This window comes from Bacillus sp. SLBN-46, from assembly GCF_031453555.1.
GTDB lineage: Bacteria > Bacillota > Bacilli > Bacillales > Cytobacillaceae > Neobacillus.
The window spans coordinates 788588-807197 of record NZ_JAVIZM010000001.1 but is presented as its reverse complement, the minus strand read 5'-3'; the positions used below and the strand labels follow the sequence as shown (position 1 = coordinate 807197).

Sequence of the window (18610 nt, the reverse complement as noted above, 5' to 3'; positions counted from 1 at the left end):
AAGGTACATTATGAATTTATTTAATCCATATTTAGTATTTTTGTTTTGCATCTTATTGGTTTTACTCGTGATTATTGCTCAAGTTCTATTTTTGAATTATCACCGTGCGATGTTGCATTTCAATATACCCTTATTTAAATCACTTATTCAAGAGAATCCGAATGCCATTCTTAGTTTGGATGAGAATGGCCGGATAACAAAAGTGAATGCTGCGACGGAAAAATTATTCGGCTATTCCTTTCTTGAAGTAGCGGGTAAATTTTTCACAGAATTAGTGGACTCGAGCCACATGCTTACTGTTTTAACACAGTTGCACGCCGCCTTAAAGGGAACTGCTTCCGAATGTAAAGTTCAATACACGTGTCAAAATGGACGTGTTTTAGTGTTAAGGTTGAAGTTTATTCCGATGGTCAACGGGGGGCTATTTGGTGTGTACGTTGTGGTTGAGGATTACTCAGAAAGGGAGCTGGTTTCGGCTTCTCTACAGGAAACGAACGAAAGACTGGAATCTTTTTTTAACAGTACGGTGGATGCGATTAACATTACCACTCTGGATAGTAAGGTTACTTATGTGAACCCTGCCTTTGAAAAGATGTACGGCTGGACGAAGGAGGAGCTGATTGGGGCTCGGTTGCCGATTATTCCAGCTCGGTTACGCGAGGAAGAGGACCGGATGAGGGTGGCGCTGCTGCATGGAAAGGTGATTCGAAACTGGGAAACGCAGTTCGTTCGCAAGGATGGCTCTTTCATTGATGTGAATGTGTCTGTGTCTCCCTTAAGGGATGCTGACGGACAGGTCACTGGGTTTGCTGCGATTACGAGGGATGAGACGGAACGCAAGAGCATGGAGAATCGGTTTAAGATTATTGCGGAGCATTCTTCTGATATGATTCGTTTGGTTACCGCAGACGGATTGGTGCAGTATGCGTCGCCTGCCCATCATTCGTTGCTAGGCTATAAACCGGAAGTATTGATAGGAAAGCCGTTTTATATCAATATTCACCCTGAGGATGTGGCAGCGGTGCGGGCCTCGTTTGAGGAGATGGTGGCTGAACCGCGGACCTATGTGTTGGAGTATCGAAAGCTGCAGAAGGATGGTGGCGCGCCCGTTTATATTGAGGCGCACTGTGATCCGTATTTTGATGAGGATGGACGGTTGCTCCAGTATGTTGTGGTATCGAGGGATGTGTCGGAGCGTAAACGGTATGAGCAGAAGCTGGAGGAGCTTGCCTTTGTGGATCCTCTGACGGGTGTCGCTAACCGGAGGTCGTTTTATAAGCTTCTTGGGGCAGCGTTTGATGTGGCGCGAGCGGAGTTTTCCAAACAACGGTTTGCTTTGCTTTTTCTAGATTTAGATCGTTTTAAATGGGTCAATGATACAATGGGTCACCATGTAGGCGACGAGCTTCTGAAGAAGTTCATTGGACGGGTTCAGGCTGTTCTGCCCGAGGAGGCTTCGCTTTGTCGACTGGGGGGCGATGAATTTGCGATTATTTATTCTTGGGCTGATTCGAAGGAGATGGCGTCTGCGTGGAATGTGGCACGGCTCGATTCCAAAGGTCCCGCTCGTAAATTAGCTCAGAAGAACAAGCTCGATGATTTAGCTAGTGGAATTATTCGATCATTGCAGGAGCAATGGTCCATCGATGGCCATTCCTTTACAACCACTTGTTCTATTGGAATCAGCCTCTTTCCTGAGGACGGAGAGGACCAGAAAACGTTAATGACGCATGCCGATTATGCCCTTTACCAAGCCAAGGCCAACGGGCGAAATTTATTTCGCTATTATCATGACGTGCGTGGGTTGTGTAAAGGAAAATCTGCGTTTTAAACACTAATACTAATATATTAATATGTAGATACTAGGTTATTGAAGGGCATCGTCTTCCTTGTGAGGTGGTAGGTTCTTTTTTGTGAGGTCAGGTATGGAGGGGCGGGCTGGTTTTTTGTCTTTCATACGAAGGATGAAAGACAATTTCTGCTTGAGGTGGCCGGATTTTGTCTTTCATCGGCGTGATGAAGGACAATTTTTGCCGGGCGGAGCCTCATTTTGTCCTTCATAGACAAAAAAAGATCCAGCTCCATAAGAGAAGCCGGACGTACAATACAAATATAATTAAAAGGGGGTCTAGAAAAGTAAGATATGCATCTCGTTTTCATGTACTTACTATACCTCTATTGTATGAACAAACTATGAATAAACCGTTAAAGATGTTTAAAACATTTACCACCCAACGTAATCCTTTATGCCATAATACTTGAGCATTACCTCATTGACAGCTTCGGTTCTGCTTTCTTCCCGACCCGTGATTTCTTCCGTCTGAAACGAATCATCGGACGGTCCCTTTTTCATCCTTAGGCCGGTGTACTTCAGATCGATTGACATGGGTACCAGGTTAGTCGGTACTGTTAGCAAACTCTACCAATTCTAAACAATCTTCATTCCTACAATAAATATCTATGAAGGTTTTTACTAATTATTTCTTGTTCTCTCATTAATTCAAGACCAATATTGTTCAAAATGTTTACACATTCTATTAACCCTTCATAAATATAATTCTCGAGTGGGAAAATACCCGTATAGGAGTGTTTAATATAGTAAGTAGACCCTTTATCCACTTTAACTTGTATTTCTTTAAGTTCTGAAATAATCTGATCTATTTTTAACTTCAATCTAAATCCATGTTTAATCTTAAGACTATAATATTCCTTAGATTTCATTAATAAATTCATAATATCTATGATGATATCAAATTGATACTTTTCTACAAAAGTATTCTTATAATCAATTCTATATGGTTTCAAAGGATGTTCATCCGTTATGTTTATTAGGTTAATTAATGCTTTACCATCATTTGTATCAATGGCATCTATTTTTTGATGATAGGTGGATAGTTGTTCCTCCAGGCTTGTTTGGGCTACTATGTTTTCTAAATACTCAATGTTAGCCAAAAATTCTTTAATAGCTGACGCATTCTCAAGTAAAGGAATAGATGCTTTAAATAAAAGCTCATTTAAGTTCTCAAGATCTTCCAAGAGTTCTGCATTATCAATTCTAAATTGTAAACGTCTATAATCTAACATGACCTGAGAAACAGCGGGTTCATTAAAGTGTTCCTCAACATCTTTACCTATTTCCTTATTTTGAATAGGTTCCACATTTGAATTAACAATGATGTCATTCCTAGTTGAACCATTAAGCAACGATCTCATTTCTATCATCATTTCTAAAATTAATTTCACATTTTCATTGGTTTCAATGGTTAAATCAGCAATTAAATTCGCTGCTACTTGGATTTCCTCTAACATAAATTTATTGTCCACCATGGACTGGGCAGTAAATATATTATAAACCCTTGGGTTTTCCTTAATCTCAAGTGCAAAAAACCGAGAAATATAATCATATAAATGTTCCTTAATTAATTTCCCATAAAGAGGACTATCAATGTTAAACTCCCTCTTCGTTTTTTCGCATAAAAATTGTTCAACTTCTTCACTTTGCTCATGGAAGGTAGGATTTATAAGTAAGCTGGTTTCTTCAAAATCAAGTAGACTTGGATCTTTTTCGTCTTTTAATTCTTTTAATCTAACATTTAAATCTTTCTGTATAGAATTAACAGCATGATGTATCTCATTTAAATTTACTCTAACCTCATTTGAGAGAACAATGCTTTGTTGTAAAAATTCATCAGTGATTCTCATTATTGATTTATAGAAACTACTAATTACTGCTCTTTGAAGATCATGATTTTGAAATTTTCGTTCTGCATCTTTTTTATTTAATTTTTGTTGCAGTTCTTTATATATACCTTCTACCCTTTCCTCAAAGAACACCTTCACTCCAGCATCCTTTATTTTCCCTGCTATTTTTTTGGAAGAATCATATAGAACCTTTCCAGTTATGTATGCAGTTAACCCCTCAATTATCAATTTTCACACCTCAAAATTATGATTTTAATTACCACAGTTATTTTAGCATATTTTATGCATCTTACTTTTATGAGGATGGTATATTATTCCTAGTCAGTAAAGCCTACTAATTTATTTTACCAAAAATCTCGATTAAAATTTACAAATTATCCCGATGGATATCACTTTTTCACAGGCTGATTCTTTTGGACAGGTACTTCGTGTTAAGAAATGGTTTTGGGTAAAAAAATATCCGACTCTATGAGAGCCGGACATACTACATTTATTTAAAATGGGGGCTATATCATTTCTCTTTTCTTTCCGCACTTTATGCACATATCTGTATAATAGTTGTATTTATGATGTTTTCGTAAGTAACAAAGAAAAGCTTGCAATTTTCTCATTTAGTCCAACTCCTTAAGTTGTTTTGATGATATAAGACTAATCATACAGAAACAACATTAAACAGCCGTTACAGACAAATTAAGAACTATTACAGACACATTAAAATATGAAAATAATAGTGTTCTTGCATAGTCAGGCTCCTAATTAAACTATTCAATCCGGTATACAAAAATCAATCTTCGAAATGGTAGCATCGTCCTCTTCATACGCTCTAAATAAGTACCCATCTACATCATATTTCAAAATAGTAGTATGTAAATCTTCACTAGATTCTTCACCAATGGGTTCTCCTAAAGAGGAAAAGACATCCTTTGTTGTATGAAACAGGTCTACACGCTCTATGTTGGTGAGCTGGATATCATCATCGCCTGGCATGTTAAAGAAATCTGTCAAATGAAGAATAACATCTCCGTAGGTTAAATCCATTTGTCCGTCAGCATAATTTTGTTCATCTGGTTCACCAAGGAGATTTAGAATTTGTTCATAGGTATCACCAAACGAGACCTCTTTCCCATTAATCGTTGTTATTTTCTTAACTAACCTTTCTTTATTATCTTTATATGAATCCTCCTCAGATGAGGCATCCATATTAGTTGCCTCCGCTAACACTGTGTTAGTGTTTTGTTGGATGGGCGGTTGTGCGGTTGGGATTACTTTTGATTCTTGTTTTTCTTGGATAAAACCTTTTATATACTTATATAATATCTTATTTTGAGGAATGATCCCGTTATCTATAATATGATGGGCGACCTTCTCTTCCCCCCATGCACAACATCCCATAATAAGGACCGTAAGCAGCATCCTCCCCAATGTTTTCTTTCTATTCTTTTTAAAAATCAAGAGGAAAAGCAGGATCCAAACGGCTAATGCTGAAACTGTCTTTATCAGCCATAATATAAATCCTATCATCCCCAGAACTTCAAAACTCAATTTAATTCCTCCCTAAACTTCTTTAGAACAATCTACTACTATCGATTCTTCCCTTATTTCTTATTTTCGGAAAAAATGACCAATTGTTTATTATCCTTAAAAAGCATTTACCAAAATCAAAGAAGGTACTAGATGGGAGGTCTTGGTCTAGCAATATTAGGTGTAGCACAAAGAAAATATGATTGCTTATCCTGTTTCTACCTATACATGATTCTGATAAAATAGATAAGTACCTAAATTTTAAGATTTCCAGATTTAGAAATGATTTAGTGGGGAGAAAGGTCATTGGAAAATCGTAATTTTTCATTTATCCCAAAAGACTGGGAAGTTATAGAGTATCTAGCTAAAACTGCAGAAAATAATATTTATCAAGACCCTAATACTGCAATAGTAAAGTTAAGAATGCTTGGAGAGACTTTAACAAAAGCAATATTTGCTTTGGAAGGACTAACACTACTTAAGGGTCAATACAAGTGTTTAGTGTTGCTAAAAGAGAAGGAAATAATAACGAATGAAATCTATGAGAAACTAGAATTAATTCGAAAAGAGGGAAACACAGCTGTCCATACCGCTGGATATGGAGATAAAAAATCAGCCCTGCAATTATCAAGATACTCATTTGACTTGATTGTTTGGTTTCTTAGTACCTATGTAGAATCAAGCGTTACATCTCCAGATTATGTTCCTCCAATGGAACAACAAATTTCCAACAGTGCTCCAATAATATATGAGGAACTTGAACAAGCATTTAAAGAAAAGTTGATAGAACTAGATAAAGAGTTACAACGAGTCAAAAAGAATAATTCCATTGTTTTAAATCCTAACGCTCAGGCCAATGAAGAAACTTCACCAAGAGTTGCTCCAGGACATGCACAAGAAAGAACAAGAAGTGCTAATTGGCAAATGTTAAGAGATAAGCATTCAAATAGACAAAAACAGGGTATATTTAAGATGAAAATAGGAGCCATAGCAATTGCTGCTATGATTGTTCTGTTTTTGTTACTAAATGGAACGGTTGCTTTTGCAACGGGAAAATTTATGTTATCACCCATTGATCATTATTTTTTACATTCTACCATGGAATATAAAGGAGAATCCTTTCAAGAATATTCTTTTAAAAAAGCGATTGATAAAGAGGATACAAAGCGAATAGAAAGCCTAATCACTTTGGGAGTAGACCCAAACATTAAATCAGGCGAAGGTAAACTTGCAATCAACTTGTCCATTCAGAAAAATAATCGGGATTTATTCCGGTCACTTATTACTAACGGTGCTGACCCTTTTTTAAAGGATAGGAAAGGTAACAGCTCATTAGACGTCGCTGTTGAAAAGCAAGATTTATATTTTATTAAGGCACTATTAAAGGATAAGAACGTGTCTGACTTAACAGCTAAAACTTTGAAAAAGTTAAGTGAAAGTAACAATAGTCAATTGTTACGACTTTTCATGGAAAGCGGTATGAATCCTAATCTTCAACTTCCAGAAGGAGAGACATTTTTAATTCATGCTATAGAACAAAATAATATGGAAGCTGTTAAAATGCTGCTTGATCATGGAGCAGATCCTAACTTACAATCCGAGGGTGGTAAATACCCACTTCATACCTCTATACAAAAGAAAAATGTAAGTATGGCTAAATTGTTGCTTGAATCAGGAGCCAGTCCAAATCAAATCGATACTAACAAAAAATATCCCATTGAATTGGCTCATGAAGCCAATATGCTCGATTTTGAGTCTGTCCTATTACAATTCAAGAGTAGGTCTTTATTTGAAATTATGCTTCCTAGTTATATTGGGTATTGGAAAGAGAAAAAGGAAAGTCCTGAACAAATCCTGGAAATCAATAAAGACAATACCGGAAGCTGGTATATGGCTTTATATTCAGGAGATAGTGAAAAAGTAGTTCAAATGGTTCCTGGAACTAACACATTTACACCCGTTAATGATAAAGAAATAAAAGTATTGAATAGTGATTTTACAAAGGTATCAGAAGAGGAATTTCAAGCTGAGAAGAAGCGTTTAAGTTCGAAGCAAGCTGTTAGTTCACAAACTCAACAATTGACTATGACTTCGACTTCGAATACGAATTCTTCATCCATTACTAAAAACACAGAAACACCTTCTACATCTCAAAAGCCATCAGAGCCCAGCTTGCTAAGTAAGAAAGTGGATAGTTTAATTGGGGTATGGAAACGAGTACCTCCATTAAATAATACAACCCACGACGTTAGGTATATATATGTCGTTAAAAATAATTATGGTTCTGTTCCTTCTTGGAGAATATATTTTGAATCAAAATGGACTCAAGGTGCTGGAGAGAATAACGTAAAAGAAGGTGATTTAGAGTTAGTCGGTAATTCTATAGCAACTCTAAAAAGGCCTGCTCCTCCAACCTACACTTCTAAGGGGTTTTATAAAACGAATGCTGTAAGAGGTTTTATCATTAAGATCAATTCTGCTAATTCAATTAATGTACAACATCTTGACCACAACGATTCCCAAATTCTAAATGAAGAATTTAGGAAGATTTCAAAGAATGAGATGGAGCCAGAATACCTTGATATCTATAATGCAGCATCAGGTAATTAATAGGTTAATAAACTGGAAAAAACTGTGACAGTGATAAATCCTTAAAGCCACCTTCTACTGATCTGAACCCGAAAAGTTGGACAAATACAACTTTTAAATGGGAATGTTTTTGTATATAATGGATATATAATAAAAAAGAGAAGTGCTCTAACACTTCTCCATTGCAACCTCTACCGTCAGGGTGATGGTTGTTTAAGGTTTATTTTTGTGAGAATCACCCTTTTGCTTCCTACGGCTCAGGGTGATTTTCTTGTGTTCTAGAACCGTTTTCCGAAAGAAATAAGCACTAACTTCACGCATAATCCCCTTCAGAACATCTCGTGAAATTTCAAGAAATGCTTCCATGATTATCACCTCCTTCCCTTAACGGAAAGAAGCGAACAACCAACCACCCCAACAATATTCAGTTGCAACTACATTCTATCACTATCAATCTACATAATGGTCTATGATTCTTCGACAAAATTCGAGCGGTGCCTGGCATCATAGCCAACAAATTCCCATTACTTTTAATTACTTTTTTCCTATTTTTTTGCTATTATATAGATATATGCAAAATATGTGTGAATTTTGGAGGATTTGTCGAATGAGAACCCAGAAGAAGAAAAACAAGTGGTTTAAAATAATTGGGATAGTCACATTACTATTATTAATAGGTGTCGGAGTTTATGCATACACTGTCTATCACTCTTTAAAAAATGCTGTAGACACCATGCATCAACCAATTGAGAGAAAAACATCAGAAAAACGTCAGGAACCTGTGGCATTTAAAGAAAAAGATCCCTTTTCTGTATTAATGTTAGGAGTGGATGAACGGAAAGGCGATAAAGGACGTTCTGATACAGTGATTGTGTTAACAGTTAATCCAAACAATAAATCTGTAAAAATGCTAAGTATTCCTCGTGATACTCGTACGGAGATAGTAGGTAAAGGAAAAGAAGATAAGATTAATCATGCCTATGCTTTTGGCGGTATTCCGATGGCGATGGATACCGTGGAGAATTTCCTTGATATACCTATTGACTACTATATGAAGGTGAATATGGAAGGATTTAAGGATATTGTCGATGCTGTTGGTGGAATTACTGTTCAGAATGATTTGGATTTTACTCAAGATGGATTCCATTTCACTGAAGGACAACTAACTCTAAATGGTAAACAAGCGTTAAGCTTCACTAGAATGCGGTATGAAGACCCAAGAGGAGACTTTGGACGCCAATCTAGGCAGCGTCAAATTATTCAAGGGGTTATTAAAGAGGGAGCTACTTTATCTAGCTTGACTAATTTTTCAGACATTTTTACCGTTTTAGGTAAAAATGTGAAAACAAATCTAACTTTTGATCAGTTAATGGATATACAGAAGAATTATAAAGATGCAGGAAAAAACATTCAGCAAATGGAAATAAAAGAAACAGGTACAAAAATTGATAGAATTTATTATGGATTAGTTTCATCAGACGAAAAGCAACGTATCCAAAATGAATTAAAAACACAATTAGAACTAAATTAATGAACCAAAACTGAGTGGATGTGACCATCCATTCAGTTTTTTATTGAAATGAGGCATATGTATCAGTTGTAGTTTTAATTAACAATATAAAATCGTCAGAAAGCTAACGAATGCAACTTGCAAAATAGTTAGCAAAGCAGCGTGACTATTTAAGTAGCGTAGTTTATATTTTTAATTAAATTTTTGTACATTGGTGTGATTAGGGAGGCCTATTTTTTTAATTGGTTTAGAAAACACCTTCAAATAATGATAGAAACACATAGTAAATTACCAATCTTTAAGAATGACTAGGAATTTTATGCACTCTTCTTTCCCACAACGAGTTCACTCGTCTGTTTAATAACTGTATTTATGATACCTAAGTAAAAAACATATACTTACTCATAACGGTTGGGCACAATTCCTGTCCGAACAAATCCACAAAATTACAGTGAGAGCCCACTACTTAAAGTGTGAGAGACTGACCGCTGTTTAAACTGTCAAACCATTCATATAAAAAAGTGGAAAGAGCTATGTTGCTGCTCTTTCCACTTTAATCACTTTATTCTATTGTTTTCCTTTTCCAGCTACAACATCAAAAGTCATAACGGTTTGTGCCTCATAATAGTAGGAGAATAATCCAAAGTTGTACTTGTCCTTCGCTTGAACGATGACTGCATACGATCCTGGCTTTTTAGGTGTCCAGGTTACCGTATTGTTTGCCCCATAATCTTGTAAAAGGGTTAGATTTCCTTTTTCATCAAGAATATAAAAGCGATATTCTGGACTTCTGCTTCCTTCTGAGGTTGCAGTAAATGTAATTGGCTCTTTAAAATGCTGTGAGCTTGGCTTATCAATGGTTACGCTAACTTTAGTTACTTTTTCATCTTGTACAGTTACCTCAGCCGCCAGGCTAACATTACCTGCTGCGTCAGTTGCTGTTACGTAAACCTTAGCTCCTGCTGCTTGCTTCGCAATAGCCAGAGTGAAATTTCCTTGAGCATCAGCTGTTGCTTTGCCAATTTCTACTCCATTTACCTTTGCTGATATTTCCGCACCTACCTCTGCTGTACCCGTGATGACTACATCTTGATCCGTCACACGGTTAACAACTGGTGCTGTCGGTGCTGTTATATCGCTTACTGTTATTTCTGCTCCTGCACTTACGTTGCCCGCTTCATCAGCTGCCGTTAGGACAATCTTTGTGCCAGCTGCTTGCTTTTCAATTGCGATCGAAAACTTACCTTCTGCATCAGCTGTTGCTGCGCCAATCACTTGACCATCAACTTTTGCAATCACTCTTGCATTTTCTTCCGTTGTACCTTTGATCACTAGATCTGCATCAGTCACACCATCAACAACTGGTGCTTCTGGTGCCGTAATATCTGGTGTTCCAACCAACTCTCTCGTATCTCTTACACGGATGCGAAGACCCTGTGCATAAGCTCCTGAAAGACCCACCGCTTCTAACACGTCACCTTTCTTAAGAGCTGGAACTGGTCCACTTTGGTTAACGATGTATCCGTCAGTAAATACTAACACATCGCCCGAACCATCATTAATCACATACGAATTTTCATCGTATTTCGATTTTACCGTTCCTTTTACTTTAACAAGAAGCCCTTGGTTTGCTTCAGATGTCGCTTCTCCAGTTGCCACAAATTTCGGCTGTACGAGTTCACCCGTTCCAAGTTTAATGACATCTTTAGCAAAACTTGTAAACTCTAATTCTTTGTTATTTTCAAATGTCTTGATATGACCATATACACGTACTTTGTCGCCTTGTTTTAAAGAACCTTCTGGAACTTCAAGGAAGGCCATGATCCCACCGGTTTCATCTTGAACGTAGAAAGCATCAAAGAAATTGCCTGCTCCCGTTACAACCGTACCTTCCACTGCAACTTCTGTACCATCCCCTAACTTACGTGCATCACCAATCTTAGCGATCTTTGTTTCACGATGAGCTAACCAGTTCACTGCATTGAAAGTAAATTCGTCATTACCTTTTGGCTCATAGGATTCATCCATTTGCTTGTCATTAAAGATGTTCATACCTGAGATAATCACACGACCGTTAGTACCGATTTCTTCGGATGCAATCAAAGGAATCGCAGATCCGCCAGATGTATCTGAAACAGAATCATATGTGTAGCCGTCTTGGATATTTCCTTGATAAGTTGTTTCGTTACCTTTTGCTAAAATAACGACCTTGCCATCTTGCGTTAATGGCTGATTATTAGCTCCTGATAAACTTCCACCACTATAGTAATCGATGAATGAAACGCGGTCCGTAATATAATTGGAAACAAGACCTGGATGTAATCTAACGGCATAAGGGCTTACCTTTGGATCACTCCAGAAGTTTCCGCTCTTACTATCATCAAACACTCCATCGTTACCCATTCGAATGGAAGAACCAATTTCATCTAGCAATGCGTTATTAATGGTTGGGTCTGTACTGTTATTACTCTTACCAGCCATCAATAAGGAACCACCGTTTTTCACGAATTTAGCCACTGCTGCATTTTCCTCAGCTGTCAAAGCGATTCTTGCATTAGTAAGCACTAATACTTTCACATTACTTAACACCGCATCTGTAAGAGCTGTTTTATTTTCTGTTACCGTGTAGCCCTCTTTTTGCAGCATTAGGGTGAAGGATTTTAGGTTATTTTTATAGGTGCCGCTGTCGCTGCTTGTATTTTCATTGCCGTGGTTGGCATCGATTAATACTTTTATACCTAGCGGCTCTTTAATTTTTACTGGTAAGGAATATTTCACTTCACCAAGATCTAGGCCATCATTCGATGTAACAACAACAATTAACTGATGATCGCCTTTGATTGGGCTTGCCCATGTAGTAGAAGCAGTTGCTGAGCTCTTAGTTAAAATAGATGAAATATTATTTGTTCCAATAAAATTCTCTGGTTTTACTTCATCATAATAGAAATCTACTTTTAGGTTTTCCACCACTTCTGTACCGTTATTAGCAACCGTCGCTTTTAATGTGGCAGGGTTGCCGCCAACGATCACATCACCATCGATATCAATACTGTTCACTTTCACATCGACAGATTCTTCTTTTGACCAAATAGGTGAAGAGTAAATTCGTTCTCCATCCATTTGGGTAACCTTAACAACAAACCACTGCTGGCCGCCTGTTACCGTGTAGGTTGGTGACCAGGTAAAATCTTTTTCCATTGGTGAAGTAGAAGCAACGACCGCTCCACCATTTGTAATCAATTCAACCTTAGAGATTCTGTCATCAGACTTATAAGTTGTTGGTAGATAGTTATAGTCCGTTGCATTATGTTCTTCCGCAACAAGGTCACTACCAGAAATTTTAAACTTAAGTGTTTTGCTATCTACAGTGGATCCCATATAGTATCCATTGGCTAAAACATCCAACGTAAAGTTTGAATCTTCTTCCATGTACACCCGCATATTACGCATGGAATGAAGAAGAGATACTTGAGAAAGATCGTCCGCAACAATAACCGTACGAGCATTTACTTGGCCCCAAGTACCTTCATGGTTATCTTCCCCATAAGTAGGTGCAACGTGCCAACCAAGATCAAGTGCTGAGAAGAATTTGTTTTCAGCATTAGCATACCCATAGTGTCCCGAGCCATTGCCCACTTCTAACATAGTAAATAGTTTATCTACATCTTTGTTGTATGGCTTGAAATTATTAAAGGCATTGGCCGACATATCTGGATGATTAAATTGGCCAACGATATCGTCATAGGTCATCACCCATGCATAATACTGGCTTAAGTCTTGATATTGCTTTCCATTAATATTTCGATCAATGAAATTATCTGATCCAAAGATATTAGAATGTCCCCATGTTGTAGAGGTCATTTCAAAAGCAGGGAATACGACATAATCACTATTTGTATAGCGAGTTGCCAAGTCTTTCGTTAATTGCCACTGATCGCCGCCAGAACGTTCTTGCATCCCGTTGCGGACAACCGTATCTGTTCCCAATTTTTCTGGGTCGATATCATGTGAGTGATCTGAGAAAGCGAACCAATCATAATGATGGGCTTTACCAGCTTTTAATGCATCCTCCGGAGTTCCCGCACCATCATGTGAAATATTCGTATGGTTGTGTGTGGTACCACGATAATGGTTACCACCTGTAAAACGTGGAACAATTTCAAATGTCCAAGTTTTTTCCGTTGCATTTCCTTTTACGTCTTTAGCAGAAACCTTCACCGTGTGTACACCAAGTGCAAGTTCTTCTTCAGGCGTGTATTTCACCTGTGTTTTACTGATTGTCGCATTTGGAGCGGTAAGCTCTTGCCCATCTAACCACATTTGGACAGTAGTTTCGTCTACTCCGCTTGGATCGTTAATCAAAGCAGTAATCTCAGGGGTTGGACTTTCGACTCTTGTATCAGCCTGTGGTTTTTCACCGTTAATCGTAGGTCCGAACGTATCCTCGATTAACGTTACCGGATTCGGCGACTCGCTTGTTCCAACCGATTCTACCTGAACACCAGCTTTTGCTTCAATATAGTATTCAAATCCGTTTTGTGGAACATCGGCTGCATCTAACGTTACCGTATAACGTCCCTCACTGCCTTTGGTCATCGGTAAGACTGTATAGTTAGTTGTACCAGTAGCTCTGTAGTAAGTAGTTACTGAATCTGCACCATCTGCATTGGCCGCAAATTCAACACTTACACCCTTATATAAGGTTGTAATGGCTGTATGCGTAATGCCAAGAATAGGTGCAATGTCCTGCTCATCACGAGGGTAGACTTGATAACCATTTATAGCTGAAGCATTAGAAGTGAATTGACCTAACACACCTGTAACGGTATAGCTTTTTCCAATTACTAGGTCCGTATCAGGGACAATACCTGTTGCACTAATTACCCTTAATGTGGTGGTTTTATTGTTTGCATCTGCAAATGTAACATTATAGTTGGCACCAGAAGCGGTTACAGCTGACACTTTTCCTGTCACTGTTACCAGACTTCCTTCCAGCGGTTCAGCCACTGCGTACGTATTTAAATCTAGAATAGTAAGGTTTCTTGGTTCTGGAACGGGATTACCTTCACTCAATTTCTTAATAGAGGTAGGTTCAAACTCAGTTAAACCATTGTAGACAATAACTTTACCCGTAATTTGTAATTTATCTCCCTTGAGAACGTTGAAAGGTGTCACTAAGGAAGAATGAAAGATGTTGATTCCTGCTGTATCATCTTGGATATAAAAGTTCTGCTTTTGTGTTCCAAGAATTTGATTATCGACGTTTGCCACACCTTCAACTGTAAAATACTTATTTAGGTTGACAGGTTGACCTTTAGAATCCGATGCGCGAACATCTGAAAGTTTTGAAACCACTGATAGGTCTGGTGTAGTCACCGCAACAGGGGCGCTTTCTAGCATAATACCTTTAGAAGTGCTTGTCGTTTGTGTCACATAGACGGTATCAGGAGCATTAGAAATGGTGGTTGAGAAATCTCCTGCCGTGCCAGACTTAAGTTCTTTTGTCACTAATCTCTCAGTCGGATTAGCTGTCTCGTTCGGGTATACATTAATTTCGGATGCACCGACTGATGCACCTACGTTACCGATTAACGAGCCCTGACCATTGATAACCGCGTAGCTTAATTTAGATTGAGTGATAAGTGCACTTGCTTTCGCTACGTCAATTTGAATGGTAGCGCTTTCATCTAAATCACTTTGCTTTGCAGCAACAAAGACAGATGATAGAGCTTTAGAAGATGTACCTGTAACTGTAAAGGAGCCATCCGCTGCTGCCGTACCAGCTGCTATAGCAGTACCTTTAGTTGAAGTTTCATATACTTTAATACTAGAGTTGGGTGCTGCTGCATCCACAGCCCCTTTGACTGTTAGAGAAGTACCTTCTTGAACAAATTGAATATTGATTCCCTTAGGTTGTAGACTAATAACTGGAACCATCGGCGTTTCAGCTGGGCTTGCCGTGTTTCTTACAGAAGTAATTGCACCAACATAAAAGTCTGCTGCGTTGTCATCCGTATCCCAGGCATTCCCTTTCCCTGGAGCTGGGTTTGTGTTTGAATAAGGTCTGCGCTGAGCACTCTTAGTAGCTGAAGTGGTGCCTGTTGGACCAGTGGATCCTTCAAACCAATCTGTCCCGCTTCCATATCCCACTAAATCAATAGCACCGGTTGGTTTTGCACCTGATGCTGCAGTGGTTTTATCCTTAAATAATGCGACTTTCCCAGCTCCTGCTGCCATAGCGCTTGGACCTGTTTGGTCAGGAGTTGGTAAGTCGATACCATTCGCTCCACTCGCTTCTGCAACTAGGTAATACCCATAGGCTGGAATGTATCCCTTTAAAGGAGTAACACCCCAGGTTGTTCCCGTAGAAGATGCATATTGCACGGACCATCCGTCTAGAGAGACTTCCTGATTAGTAGGATTGTATAATTCGATAAAGTCCTTATTGTATGGAGCCCCGCTATTACCTCCCCCGCCAAATACTTGAGAGATAACTACATGATCTGCCTGATCCGCAAATGCTCTGCCAATGAAACTACTTGGCAAAAATGTACTGATCAATAGGAGTCCTGCCATGAACATGCTTGTCCAGCGTTTAAACTTCCTACTTCTCCTCTTCATTCATCTACCACCCACTTAATATATTATTGATAAAAAAAGTAATGAACCACGCACCTTTCCTTGCAGCATTCATTACTCTTTCATTCTACAAAATTTTCAGAAATAAATATATATAGTTTGAAAGATCTAGGGTTAAAAATTTTCTAAAAAAACTATCTTTAAATCTACCATTACCCTTATAATGTGAGTGTAATGGGTAGGAATGAATGGCTTAGCATTGCAACAAATGGAATAATTTAACGCAGGAAAATCAGGGGGCTACTGTGAATACTACACAATCTTATATTAAGCAAAAGTTGACTTCATTCGAAATAAAACGCAGGTTCTTCCTGTTTCTATCTATCTTCTTCATATTATTTATTTCGATTCCAAAAATAGCCCAGGCGCATGCTTACAGTGCAAGTTATACACAAATAACAATAAATAACGAAAAAACAGAAATCATCTTTACGTTAGACACTTTATCCCTGTTAGAATTACTACCTGATTTAGATCAAAATAAGAACTGGGTCTTAGAAAAATCAGAAATAAAAAAGGAGAAACACCATTTAGAGGAATTGATTACAGAGGGGCTCACGCTTGACCGGGACAACAAAGAAGTAACACCTAAGATTGAGAAGATGAAACTCGTGAAAAAAGAAAACAAAGAGTTTCTTTCAGCTTATTTGAGTTTCCCTTCCTTTTCCCCAGGTGAAACCATCTCTTATAATGATGGTTTTTATTTCAATGATTCGGCCACCAACTATGTGAATCTACTTTCTGCCTCTTACATGGGGGAAAAAAGTGAAGCTGTTTTACAAGGGAAGGACAGGACTTGGACGATTCTATTAACAGAGGTACAGCAAGAACAAGGTCAAACAACACAACCTGAGACTACTCAAGAACAGCCAAAGGAAATAAAACCAGTAGAAAAGTCAACTACTTCTTCGTGGTTTTCATTTTTCAAACTGGGCACTCTTCACATTTTAACAGGATATGATCATCTTTTATTTCTTTTTGCCTTATTACTAAGAAAGCAAACCTTCAAGCAATATGCAACAATTGTCACGTCCTTTACGATTGCTCATAGTATTACACTGAGTTTGGCCGTTCTAGGATGGGTCACACTCCCTTCTCGTTTTGTTGAAGCAACCATTGCTTTTAGTATTTGTTATGTAGCAGCAGAGAATATTTTCAGAAAAGAAATCCGTCACCGCTGGAGCATCACGTTTCTTTTTGGCTTAATTCACGGCCTCGGTTTTGCCAGTATCCTAAGGGAAATGGCGATCCCGAAAAGCCACCTTGCTGTCGCATTAATTAATTTTAATCTGGGAATTGAAGCCGTTCAGTTATTGGTTGTATTATCGCTTCTTCCTTTGTTAACTTATATGTTTAAGCTGAAAAATTCGAAGAAAATAGTGACCTATGGTTCGTACGCGATTGTCGCATTAGGAGCCATTTGGCTAGTGCAACGGTTATTCTTCTAACTCAATAGGGGCCGTTCTCGTGGTTGGTCTTTAATTAAAAAGAGCCAAAATATTTATTTGGCTCTTTTTTTGTTGGATTTTAATTAGACTTTGATAACAGTGGAAGATGGAACAAGGAAAAATGAACAATCCTTCTCACCTATGTAAGCACACAATTTTTTCAACTGACACTAAACACGGTATAATTATTTAATCTATTTTAATTTATTGAATAGTTCTTCCAACTTACCAGCTTTTTTATAAACATTAAACTCTTGAAGGAAATCTAAATACTTAGGTTTAAGCACATTTGATAACATTGCTTCTATTGCTATCTGTTCCATATAATTCTCCACATTTCTAACATAAACATTCAAAACTTCTTTCTTACTTCTAAAAAATAATCCTCTTGGAGAAGGAATTTCAATTGATTCACTTATAGCTTGTTTATACTTTTTAATAACCCTACCTTTTAGTTTTCCCTGTCCTACATAGTACACTTCATTTTGGAGATTAGTATATACATAAATACCATTCGTATAGCCTTTTAGGTATTCTCTAATCTGAGATGTTACTACCTTGGTATTACAGTTAGTATGATCAACAGTGATTAATTTCCAATCCCCATTCTCTAATGGAAGAAAGTTAGTTTGATGTAAAAAATCCTGAAAATTTAGTCCCATTTATAAACCTCTCTTTCCTTAATTCAATAGCTGTATAAAGGAATATGTCGAATGCCCTATTTTTTTATTCAATTTATTTTATATATTTAAATATCCTACTCACTTTCCCCGTGTTGTTATCATATCTCTCTATAATTTCGGAAGAATTACCCAATTGTTTATTGTTTTACACACTCCGACAGCATCCTTTTCCAGTAAAAAAAGAAAAAAATCATTATTAAGAACACGATCATTTTGAATAATGAACGAAAAACTGCGAAAGAACGAACAATATTTGGAAATTACCTGGAATTCGGCTGAATTCGAGGTTTTATTTCTATTTTTTTACATTATATAATGAACTCGTAAGTTCAATATAACGAACAAACATCCAACAAAATTTACAAAGGAGGGCGGTGAAATTGAAGAGGATTATCATAGGTTCGTTTCTATCATTCTCATTGTTAGGTGTAGGAACTACAAGGAACTACATATGCTTTTTCAGAATCCGATTCTGTGATTTCTACTTAGTATCACAATTCTTTTTTGGAAAGCAGTTT

At 37.6% G+C, this 18610-nt stretch carries 9 protein-coding genes; 4 read left to right on the top strand and 5 right to left on the bottom strand.

The genetic code is table 11. The features are described 5' to 3' along the window. The first annotated feature begins 10 nt into the window (after nt 1-10). Nucleotides 11-1831: a PAS domain S-box protein gene (locus tag QFZ87_RS04270; protein WP_309858127.1), complete on the top strand. Its 1821-nt coding sequence runs from the start codon at nt 11-13 to the stop codon at nt 1829-1831. 614 nt (nt 1832-2445) lie between these two features. Here QFZ87_RS04270 and QFZ87_RS04265 read toward each other — a convergent pair. Continuing rightward, the gene (locus tag QFZ87_RS04265) at nt 2446-3930 is read right to left on the bottom strand and encodes a hypothetical protein (protein ID WP_309858125.1); all 1485 of its coding nucleotides are present in this window, start codon (nt 3928-3930) and stop codon (nt 2446-2448) included. Nucleotides 3931-4467: 537 nt separating this feature from the next. Next, entirely contained in the window at nt 4468-5244 is a 777-nt protein-coding gene (locus tag QFZ87_RS04260) for a hypothetical protein (protein ID WP_309858123.1), read from the bottom strand. A 285-nt stretch (nt 5245-5529) separates the two neighbouring features. On the opposite strand from QFZ87_RS04260, the gene QFZ87_RS04255 reads away from it, so the two are divergent. Further along, on the top strand, nt 5530-7833 hold the full coding sequence (locus tag QFZ87_RS04255) for an ankyrin repeat domain-containing protein (protein WP_309858121.1): 2304 nt from the start codon (nt 5530-5532) through the stop codon (nt 7831-7833). Between the two features lie 192 nt (nt 7834-8025). On the opposite strand, the gene QFZ87_RS04250 is transcribed toward QFZ87_RS04255, so the two are convergent. Next, nucleotides 8026-8178 carry a hypothetical protein gene (locus QFZ87_RS04250; protein WP_309858119.1) on the bottom strand — a complete coding sequence of 51 codons (153 nt, stop codon included), beginning with the start codon at nt 8176-8178 and terminating at the stop codon, nt 8026-8028. A 241-nt stretch (nt 8179-8419) separates the two neighbouring features. Between QFZ87_RS04250 and tagU the strand changes: the two genes are divergently transcribed. Continuing rightward, nucleotides 8420-9343: a polyisoprenyl-teichoic acid--peptidoglycan teichoic acid transferase TagU gene (gene tagU / locus QFZ87_RS04245; RefSeq protein WP_309858117.1), complete on the top strand. Its 924-nt coding sequence runs from the start codon at nt 8420-8422 to the stop codon at nt 9341-9343. Between the two features lie 546 nt (nt 9344-9889). On the opposite strand, the gene QFZ87_RS04240 is transcribed toward tagU, so the two are convergent. Beyond that, nucleotides 9890-15943: a DUF4350 domain-containing protein gene (locus QFZ87_RS04240; protein ID WP_309858115.1), complete on the bottom strand. Its 6054-nt coding sequence runs from the start codon at nt 15941-15943 to the stop codon at nt 9890-9892. Between the two features lie 263 nt (nt 15944-16206). On the opposite strand from QFZ87_RS04240, the gene QFZ87_RS04235 reads away from it, so the two are divergent. Then, entirely contained in the window at nt 16207-17409 is a 1203-nt protein-coding gene (locus QFZ87_RS04235) for a HupE/UreJ family protein (protein ID WP_309858113.1), read from the top strand. A gap of 194 nt (nt 17410-17603) precedes the next feature. On the opposite strand, the gene QFZ87_RS04230 is transcribed toward QFZ87_RS04235, so the two are convergent. Beyond that, entirely contained in the window at nt 17604-18071 is a 468-nt protein-coding gene (locus QFZ87_RS04230) for a hypothetical protein (RefSeq protein WP_309858112.1), read from the bottom strand. Nucleotides 18072-18610 lie beyond the last annotated feature (539 nt).